We start from the raw sequence: 1,723 nt of genomic DNA on the forward strand, positions 1-1,723 counted from the left end.
CATCAAGAGTTGCTCTTTGCAGGCGGAAATCCCAGAAATCTTTATTCTCTCTCAAGGGGCTTTGTGCGCTTGCTGCTTTGCCATGGCTTGATGTTTCCTCATTTTGCATACTGCGTTCAATTTCCACAATCACTCCCCCTAATACAACATGTTTTGTTTTGTTGTTTGCAGCGTTTTCTTCTGATTCTTGAGACACGTCTCCTAAATGGCTTTGCGTGCTTGCTGCTTGGCCACGGCTTGATGTTGTTCCATAGCTATTGAGGACATATTTATATGGCAATTTATTCATTGTGGTGTAGCCATTTGCCAGTTTGAAGGCATTTTCATCTGCTTTTCCAGAAACCTGAACAAGTGAGAGACCACGTTCATTTAAAGGAATGGAATCTTCGGTTTTTAATGGCTGACCTTCGGTAAGATTTTTGACATGGATTGTTGTGGTGCCTGACACATTACCATGGACGAGAAGACGGTCAGCTTTTTGTTTTTCTTTTGGTAGACCGTCACTCCATTCGATATTGAAATAAATATTGGCATGGCCTGTTGCATTATAAACGCTCGTTGTTGCAGGAATTATCTCTTCTTGCGATGTAGGTCTTTCAGTTTGTGGATATTTTCCTACATGTAAGGTTTGATACTGCCCCTTTGCTAGAGCATGCGGCACATTAAACACGATAGAGCTATTGTTAAGATTTAACACTGAAACGACAGATTGAGCTCGTTGCTTAATGTCAAGGAGTTTATATGAAACAGGTTCACCATTATCTTTCCTATCTTCTACCTCGAACTGACTAACTTTTGGGAACCATTTACTCCTATTGGTCAAAGTAAAAATTGTTGTATTTTGGGGAAAGGTTGTGACTTTCCCTTCTATAACTGAAGCATCAGCAGTTAATGTGAGAGTTTTAGGATTCTTATCTTCTCGTATACTCTTATTTTTTAATAACATATCAGAATGAATTTCTGAATTTTTAAGATAAACTTCAGCAATAGCTTTTGAGGAGTAGGGACCAGCGATACCAATACCATCTGTCATAAGAAGTTTTGTATTGGTAAGTATTGCCCTATTGACAACGTTTTCACCTTTTTTCACATAAGAATCTGGAATATGATCAAAGCGGATACCATAGCTTTTATGGTGTCCAGGCACGGTGATAACTGAATCTTCAACATGGATTGTACCATTCGCAATCTCTAAACCACGCGTTCCTGCTTTTCCTACGATTTTCTCAGCGTGAATGCGTCCACCTGTTGATGCAGAAAGCAAGGTACTATCGGACTGCACTATTGATTTTTTAATGGTAATAAAGGCTTTCTCATCAGCGACCACTGCAGTAAATCTACCACGGACAAAAACATCATTAAAGGTTTTTTCTTCTCCTGCCTTATCTGCACGAGCCATAACCATTATAGGAGTTTGTGTATTTGCATAAGTTGGAGTTAAATGAGAAAAAATGAAAGTTCCAGCAATTGTACATAACAAAAAGTTTTTCTTATAAATAGATTTCTTACACATAGATATGCCTTTAGTATTGGTATGTCTTTGATGCTTACTTCCTTCCCCTGATGGCGCAAGTACCTAGGCGGTTCTTATATCATTATGTTTTTTATGTAAAGAACAAAACGAAGTGTTATGTGTGCTCTCTATCCGCTTAATCATGAACGTTAGAAAAACTTTTAAGATAACAATACAGGTCACTACACGTGGTTTGCAGAAAAGCTTGCT

General features: G+C 38.4%; 1 protein-coding gene. It reads right to left on the bottom strand.

The features are described from left to right. Window positions 1-1,513 (bottom strand): autotransporter outer membrane beta-barrel domain-containing protein (locus PVV69_RS09780; RefSeq protein ID WP_273757346.1); only part of this gene is annotated, 1,513 nt, incomplete at its 3' end. Between the last annotated feature and the right edge of the window lie 210 nt (window positions 1,514-1,723).

The organism is Bartonella sp. MM73XJBT (genome assembly GCF_028618465.1).
Classification (GTDB): Bacteria; Pseudomonadota; Alphaproteobacteria; order Rhizobiales; family Rhizobiaceae; genus Bartonella.